General features: G+C 68.6%; 6 protein-coding genes and 2 pseudogenes. 5 read left to right on the forward strand and 3 right to left on the reverse strand.

The window, feature by feature from the left end:
* Positions 1 to 320 precede the first annotated feature (320 nt).
* Positions 321 to 506: pseudogene (locus ABZY57_RS31450) on the forward strand (hypothetical protein); the annotation flags it as partial.
* 1226 nt (positions 507 to 1732) lie between these two features.
* Here the strand turns inward: ABZY57_RS31450 and ABZY57_RS31455 are convergent.
* Both ABZY57_RS31455 and ABZY57_RS31460 read right to left on the reverse strand, forming a co-directional pair.
* A pseudogene (locus tag ABZY57_RS31455) lies at positions 1733 to 2307 on the reverse strand (leucine zipper domain-containing protein); the annotation flags it as partial.
* A 36-nt stretch (positions 2308 to 2343) separates the two neighbouring features.
* Positions 2344 to 2604, reverse strand: a complete 261-nt coding sequence (locus ABZY57_RS31460) for a hypothetical protein (RefSeq protein WP_356517747.1) — start codon at positions 2602 to 2604, stop codon at positions 2344 to 2346.
* Between the two features lie 300 nt (positions 2605 to 2904).
* On the opposite strand from ABZY57_RS31460, the gene ABZY57_RS31465 reads away from it, so the two are divergent.
* The 3 genes from ABZY57_RS31465 to ABZY57_RS31475 all read left to right on the forward strand — a co-directional run bounded on the left by ABZY57_RS31465 (position 2905) and on the right by ABZY57_RS31475 (position 5327).
* Positions 2905 to 3357: a GNAT family N-acetyltransferase gene (locus tag ABZY57_RS31465; protein WP_356517748.1), complete on the forward strand. Its 453-nt coding sequence runs from the start codon at positions 2905 to 2907 to the stop codon at positions 3355 to 3357.
* A 127-nt stretch (positions 3358 to 3484) separates the two neighbouring features.
* Complete coding sequence (locus ABZY57_RS31470; protein WP_356517750.1) at positions 3485 to 4996, forward strand: NF041680 family putative transposase; 1512 nt, start codon at positions 3485 to 3487, stop codon at positions 4994 to 4996.
* Positions 4997 to 5000: 4 nt separating this feature from the next.
* Entirely contained in the window at positions 5001 to 5327 is a 327-nt protein-coding gene (locus ABZY57_RS31475) for a hypothetical protein (protein WP_356517752.1), read from the forward strand.
* A 68-nt stretch (positions 5328 to 5395) separates the two neighbouring features.
* On the opposite strand, the gene ABZY57_RS31480 is transcribed toward ABZY57_RS31475, so the two are convergent.
* Entirely contained in the window at positions 5396 to 6352 is a 957-nt protein-coding gene (locus tag ABZY57_RS31480) for a transposase family protein (protein ID WP_356517753.1), read from the reverse strand.
* Between the two features lie 173 nt (positions 6353 to 6525).
* Between ABZY57_RS31480 and ABZY57_RS31485 the strand changes: the two genes are divergently transcribed.
* Positions 6526 to 6879 (forward strand): hypothetical protein, encoded by a 354-nt coding sequence (locus tag ABZY57_RS31485; protein ID WP_356517755.1) that lies wholly within the window; start codon positions 6526 to 6528, stop codon positions 6877 to 6879.
* Positions 6880 to 7122 lie beyond the last annotated feature (243 nt).

A 7122-nucleotide genomic window follows, 5' to 3' on the forward strand; every position in this document is an offset into this window, starting at 1 on the left:
CTTGTGTCTCCGACTCTATCAGACTCTTTCGTGTCCGATTCCCGGTCGAAGCGGGTTTCGCTTTCCAGTTCTTCGCTTTCGCGCTTTCCCTTTCCGGCGAGTCCGACTCTATCAGAAGTTTTCCACCGGATTTCCCGGCTTCGGATTCCTGGATGAGGAGTCGAGGGTGCCCACTCTGAATTGCTTCTTTGGGGGCTGGTTGCCGAACTTGTCCAGTTCCAGGCAACCGTTTGACTCTACATGACGCCCCCCGCACCGTCAAAATCGGCGCGACACAGCGCCCCATCCTCGTGTAGGGCGCCGCTCCGGCCAGCGGAAAGAGCACGGTGGCGCGCGGGCTCGCCGCGGAACTGGACCTCCCGGTCATCGACAAGGACGTGATCCTCGAGTCGCTCTACGACTCCCTCGGCGTAGGTGGTCACGCTTGGCGCCACCGACTGAGCCGGGCCGCCGACAGCATCCTGTTTCTCTCTTCGCCGCCGCCGCCGGCCGGGCCGTACTCGTGAACTGGTCGCACCGCGACACCGCCCCGGCCGTCTCCCCGAGCTCGACGACCACCTGGTCGAGGTCTCCGGACCATCGACACCAGCCGCCCGGTCGACGTCAGCGCCCTCGCGGAGGAGCTCCGCATGCTGCTACCCGAGAACTACTCGGAGCCTCCCACGGAGCGGCAGGAGATCCGCACATTCCCCCACGGTGGTGGCACCGCGGAGCCACACGGTCACCTGCGCCGCACAGGCAAGGAGTCAGCGTTCACGGTGCGTCCCCTGACCGGTCTGGCCCCGACGCTGCCGTCCAGCTCGGGAACCGTCCCCCCATCACAGCGTCCACCGAGCCCATACGCGCCGTGCTACTCGGCACCGGTCCGGCCCATGGCAACGCTGAGGTGGTGACCGAGCCTCTGGTGGTGGAGCCGACGACCGGCCGGGGGAGTGGGGGCCATACACCTGATCGCTGGGTGCGGCGGACAAGGAGACAAACGGGCCAGGATGCGCTCCTCTCCCGAACCCAACAGTGGCGGCCGATCCGCCGTATGGCCCACCTCGGGCGCCGAGCTCATCGAGGACAGCGTGAGGGAGTCGCCGTGGACCCGGGTTGGCTCCGCGACGCGAACCGGCGGGTCACCGTCAGCCAGCACGGTCCGAACACCGGCGGAAGCGGCAACCAAGTGCCAGCCGAGGTCGCCAATTGCGTACTAGGTCGGCGGTCTGCCGAATCGCAGGAAGCTGGGTCGCGATGTCCAGGGCGAGGGTCGATGCTGCCAGGGCATGTGGGTCCGCGGCTTGGATCACGGAGCGCATCCGTGCGGGCAGCAGCCCCTGAGGCTCCAGCGTCTCGACGAACGGTGCGGTCCCCCCTGTGTTCGGAGCGCTGCGGCTTCCTCCTCCGCGGCAGCCGACTCCACGGCCCTCGGGCCGACGCCGGCGCTGCCGCCTTCGCCCCAGCCCACGATCACCCTGCAACTCAGGCATGGGGCCCGGTCCACCCCCGGGCTCATCCACCGCCCCGCCTGGCTCGACCATGACGGCGCAATTCCTCTGTGCTCCCCATCCCCGAGACACCGGCCCCGGACGGCCCCGCCGCGCCAAGAACGAGCACCAGGTGTATTGACCCGCGGCGTTGTTGACGCGGCTGATGGGTGGTTTGCCTTCGAATGCTGTGTGGCAGCGGTGGTGGTTGTAGGTGTGGAGGGAGTCTGCCAGCGCTGCTGTCCGCTCGGTGTTCGAGGTGCCCAAGCGTTGCCGGTCAGGACCCGCTCGATGGTGATGCCCACGGATGCGAACCAGGCGGTGGCCCGGCCTAGGAAGGCGGCGCATGTGGGGGCGGTCTCGTCGGGCAGGTCTTCGGTGTGGGCGAGACGGGCGTGGTCATCGAGGGCGGTGGGGAGGTAGGCCCGGTCCGTGCCGATCTTGTTGCGCCGGCCGTCCGCCCGGCCGAGTGTCTTGTGGCCGCCGCCGTCGGGGATCCGGCCGAGTTCCCTGACGTCGCTGTGGACGAGTTCGCCGGGTCGGGCGTGTCCGTAGCGGCGGACGGGCTCGCCAGGGGCTCGGTCCAGGGCCGCGAGCGGTGGCAGGCCGTGTCGGGTCAGGATGCGGTGGGCGGTCGAGGCGGCGATGCCGCAGCGGGCGGCCAGCCGCAACGGACCGATGCCGTGCTCGCGCCGCAGCCGCAGGACGTGGTCCTCGGTCTCGGCCGGTGTCCTGGCGGTCTGTGGTGGGGGCTGCTGGAGCGGTCGGTCATTCCGGCGACACCCGAAGTCCGGTAGCGGCCGGCCCAACGGGCAGCGGTGGTGCGGCTGACCCGGAAGATTGGTCCGGCGTACGGACAAGCTCACTGCCATCCTCATCGGACCCGGCGCTGAGCAAGGTAGAAGGACTCGTCGGGCCGATGCGTGGTGACGAGCCGGCTCTGCTCTCCGTCGAAGATGCCGGCCAGTACCTCGGCCCCCGCTGGTCCCCATTGAAGAGCCCCCAGCTGGTCGACGTACACGACCGGAACGTCGTGGCTGTCGACCACCTCAGACATGCCGCGGGTCCCGCTCGTGTCCGACCTCGCGTCCAGGTTTCGGTCGAACCACTCCGGCAGCCCCCACGGCTCACTCACCGCATCGCTCATCCCCGCAGACAAGAGATGGGCCCGCGGTCCGTCCCTGCACAAACCTTCTCCGGAGCCCGAGCAGCCCCGCCGAGCTCCGCAACGCACTTTGGCGGCAGCGCACGCCCCTCCCGGAAGTCGGACCGCAGGATCGCGAAGGCGCGAGCCCGTCTCCAGCCGGCTGCTCACCGTGCTGCGGCCCATCACCCGGGAACCGCGCTGGCCGCGATGAACGTCCGGACGGCCGCCGTGCCCTACCTGAAATCGGGAGGCCGCAGGGTTGCCGCTCTGCGATAGTCCCGGGCTGTGATGAGTGCTGAGCCTGTGATTCGGCGTGCGATTGACTCTGATGCGGCCGACATGGCCGACACGTGGCTGCGTTCGTTCAAAACCGCGCTGCCGAACGTGCGCCTCGCGCACGGCGACAACGAGGTCCGGGACTGGTTCTCGTCCGTGGTCGTACCGCGGCACGAAACCTGGGTAGCAACGGCCGTCGGCTCCGTGGTGGGGCTTCTCGTACTCGACGGCGGGGAACTGGAGCAGCTCTACCTGGATCCGTCGTGGCGGGGAAGAGGACTGGGCGACCGGCTCGTGGTCCTGGCCAAGCAGCGGCGGCCGGATGGACTGGGACTGTGGACGTTCCAGGCCAACGGACCCGCTCAACGGTTCTACAAGCGGCACGGGTTCATAGAGGTGCAACGTACCGACGGACTGCGCAATGAGGAGCGCGAGCCGGACGTCCGGTACGTCTGGCGGCCTTAACTTGACGTTTATGGTCCGACGTCGAACGAGGGTCGAACCTGTTCGGTGTTTTCCCAGTTCACCAGCGGTGTGAGACTCCGCGGGCCGATTCTGTGCTGAGCGACAGCGCAGTACGGAGGCCGGGATCATGGGACTGGTCGAGCATGAGGTTCAACGAGACGCGTTCACGGTGGTGGCGGAGTTCCGCTCGGAGTTGTACGCGTGCCTGACCGCACGGAGCGATGCCCTGTTCGAGCTGTGCGACGCGCTGCTATGCACCGACGATCCGGTCCGCACCCTCGTGGACCTGGCGCTCGATCCCGAGCATCGACGCGGGCACGGTGCCTTGTACTCCGGGATCAACCACGGCCGGATTGACCTCGCCCGGCTGAGGCGGGCCCTGACCAGCGTCCCGCTTCCCCGAGCCGGCGACGGACGGCTCGTTCTGGCGGTGGACGTCTCCCCGTGGCTGCGGCCGGACGCCGACACTTCCTCGGACCGCTCCTTCTGCCATACCTTCGGGCGTGGCCTGGGCAAGCACCAGATGGCGCCCGGCTGGCCGTACTCGATCGTCGCCGCCCTGGAGACCGGCCGGACCTCGAGGACCGCACTGCTGGACGCGATCCGGCTGGAACCCGGCGCCGACTTGGCCGCGGTCACCGCCAGCCAGGTCCGAGACGTCGTCCAACGTCTCGTGGACGCCGGCCAGTGGCGTGAGGGCGACCCGGAGGTCCTCGTCGTGCTGGACGCGGGCTACGACGCGCCCCGCATCGCCCATCTCCTGGCCGACCTGCCGGTGGAGGTGCTGGGCCGGCTCCGTTCGGACCGGGTGATGCGCAAGCCCGTTCCGGTGCCGTGGATCTGCCCGCCGCAGGGCGGGCGCCCGCCCAAGCATGGCGGCGAGTTCGTCTTCGGCCGAGCCGAGAGCTGGGGCGAGGTCACCGCGGCGACCGTCACCAACACTGACCGATACGGGACCGCGACCGCGCAGGCATGGGACCGGCTGCACCCCCGGCTGACCCGACGGGCGGCCTGGCTCGACCACGAGGGACCGTTGCCCATCATCGAGGGCACCGTAATCCGGCTGGCAGTCGAAAAACTGCCCAGCGGCGGGGTGAACAAGCCTGCCTGGCTGCGGTGGTCGGGCACCGGCGCCGGCCCCGCCGACGTCGACCGGTGCTGGCAAGCGTTTCTCCGCCGCTTCGACGTGGAACACACGTTTCGGCGGCTCAAGCAGACTCTCGGGTGGACCCGGCCCAAGCTGCGGGACCCGGCGGCGGCAGACCGCTGGACCTGGCTCGTCTTGGCCGCACACGCTCAGCTCCGCCTCGCCCACCCACTCGCACGCGACCTCCGGCGTCCCTGGGAACGACCCGCGGAACCGAACAGACTCACCCCCGCCCGGGTCCGGCGAGGGTTCAGGAACCTGCACGCGAAGACGGGCACGCCGGCCGGTGCACCAAAAACCCACTCGCCCCGGCCCCGGACGCCCGGTCGGCTCGAAGAACCGACAGCCCGCCACCCGCTACGACGTCGGACGCCTCCTCGCCACCGGCGAGCCTACGCCCGCCCCGCTCACCACAAGAAAGGCACCAAACCGCGCCGAGGCAGCAGCCCCGCCAGCCCCGTTCATCGCCACGATCCCGACGATGTTGGATAGCGGCATGGTGAGACGCAAGAAGGAGAAGAAGAAGCGCCCCACCTGGGGCATTCCGAAGGGGATCGTCCTGCTGGCGACACCGGAGGGCTGGCGCTTCATGATCCAACCCGTGGAAGGCGGCATGCTCTGCGGGCGCCTGGACATTCCGATCAACACCGACCCGCAGGACGCGCGAGCCGCTGCGGCAGTCATGGTGGTGGAACTCGCGCGCAACGTCCACGACACCGACATCGAGGTGACCTGGGATCCGCCCACGGAGCCCTGGTCATGGACCGCCCAAGTAACCCTCGCCACGCCGATCGAACCTGCCCCGTCGGGCACCGGAGGTTAAACAGCAAGCTTAACGAGCTCGTGCATGGTTGCCGGTGAAGCGTCGAAGAGTGCAGGTCGGCTCGGTGGTCACTGTGGCTCACGGGCGCCGCGGGTGGCGGTCTGCTGTTGTGAAAGCAGTCCAGCGACGGCTTGGATCGTGTCGCTGAGGTGCTCGCGTCGACCATGGTGGCGAGCCAGTGCCCGCCAGTTCTTGAGGTGTGCGATGCCGTGCTCGACCCGGATCCTGCGTGAGGAGTGCGCCTTGCGCTGGCGCTCGTAGATCTCCTCGTACCAGTCCGGCGGGTTCTTCTTGAACTTGCGGTGCGGTGGTGTCACCACGCGGCCGCCGGTCTGGGCACCCAGGCCCTGGTAGCCGGCGTCGGCGAGGATCTCCACGGCCGGGCCATCGCTCAGGTGCTTGACCAGGCCCAACTGTCGGGCGTGGGTGATGTCGGCGCAGCTTGCCGGCTGGGTGGGACTGCAGAACAGGAGCCTGCCGCCGGCGTCGGTGGGGACCATGGCCTTGACGGTGTTCTGCTTGTTCTTGCCGGAGATGAACTTCTCCCGGTCCTTGCGGCCGACGGCGGGCCGGCGGACCCGGATCTCGGTGCCGACGATGATCCCGGTCTGTCCGCTGGTGCCGAGGTGGTCAATGACTTCGGCGAGGGTGCGGAGCCGGACGCCGGTGGCGATGGTGCAGCCGCGGGCTGCGAGCAGGGGCCGCACCTCGCCGATGGCGCGGGTGATCGTGGACCGGTCGACGCCGAACCAGCAGGCCAGCACGTCGTGAGTGGCACCGTGGCGAAGGTGGACGAGCGCGGCCAGGAGCCGGTCGACAAAGACCAGCTGGTGCTTTGCGCCGGCGCCCACGGCCCGCTTGCGTGGCCTGGCCTCCAGTCCTGCCTGGTGCCGCTCATGCCATAACGGACCTACCTCGGCGACGAGTTCGGCGATCACATCGGCCGACAGACCTGTGATCCGCCGATCGCTGATGATCGCTGCACGAGCCGCTGTCCCCACCACATGAACATGATCAGGGATCAAGATCCAGCACCGCACCGCCAACCATGCACGAGCTCGTAAGGGCTGTCCCGCAACTGCTGGTCACAGCGCTGGCGTGAGGCGGAAACTGCGTAGCTGTGAGGTACTCGGCGTCGGTATCGTCCGGTCTCAGGCCGGACTTACCAGCCGCCTCCCGCCTCCAGAGAGCCATTCACATGACCAGCCAGCGAGCGACGACGACCCTGTGGCGCCCCACCGGCCCCGAGGAGCTGGACCTGGTCCGCGAGCTGAACTGGCGCGCTTGGCCGGCTCGGCTCCCTGAGCAGCCGATCTTCTACCCAGTCCTCAACGAGGACTACGCGATCAAGATCGCGAGGGACTGGAACGTGAAGCACAGCGGTGTCGGCTTCGTCACCCGATTCGAGGTCGAGTCGGAGTGCTTGAGCCGGTACCCCATCCAACAGGCCGGGGGTCGGACGATCCTCGAGCTCTGGGTGCCGGCTGAGGAGTTGGACGACTTCAACGCTCACATTGTCGGCGAGATCCAGGTGGTCCACGAGTTCCGCTGAGCCAGGGCGGCTTGCTGACGGGGCAGGCCGCCCGTCCCGTTCACCGGGTTGAGCCCGCGCTGTTTCGGGAAGCTGGTGACCCTGCCGCACCGTCAAGGCCGTTCCAAGGCCTCCGCCGGCACGATCGCCATCACCGGATATGGGCTGTAAACGCAGAAAAGCCCCGCACCGAACCCGTAAGGGCTGGTGCGGGGCTTTCCCACAATGATTGTTCGGCGGCGTCCTACTCTCCCACAGGGTCCC

The organism is Streptomyces sp. NPDC006450 (assembly GCF_040612195.1).
Taxonomy (GTDB): domain Bacteria; phylum Actinomycetota; class Actinomycetes; order Streptomycetales; family Streptomycetaceae; genus Streptomyces.

Excerpts from the sequence above, each read along its gene's own strand:
- ABZY57_RS31470 (WP_356517750.1), top strand. The coding sequence starts at position 3,485 with ATGGGACTGGTCGAGCATGAGGTTCAACGAGACGCGTTCACGGTGGTG.
- ABZY57_RS31485 (WP_356517755.1), top strand. The coding sequence starts at position 6,526 with ATGACCAGCCAGCGAGCGACGACGACCCTGTGGCGCCCCACCGGCCCC.
- ABZY57_RS31465 (WP_356517748.1), top strand. The coding sequence starts at position 2,905 with ATGAGTGCTGAGCCTGTGATTCGGCGTGCGATTGACTCTGATGCGGCC.
- ABZY57_RS31475 (WP_356517752.1), top strand. The coding sequence starts at position 5,001 with ATGGTGAGACGCAAGAAGGAGAAGAAGAAGCGCCCCACCTGGGGCATT.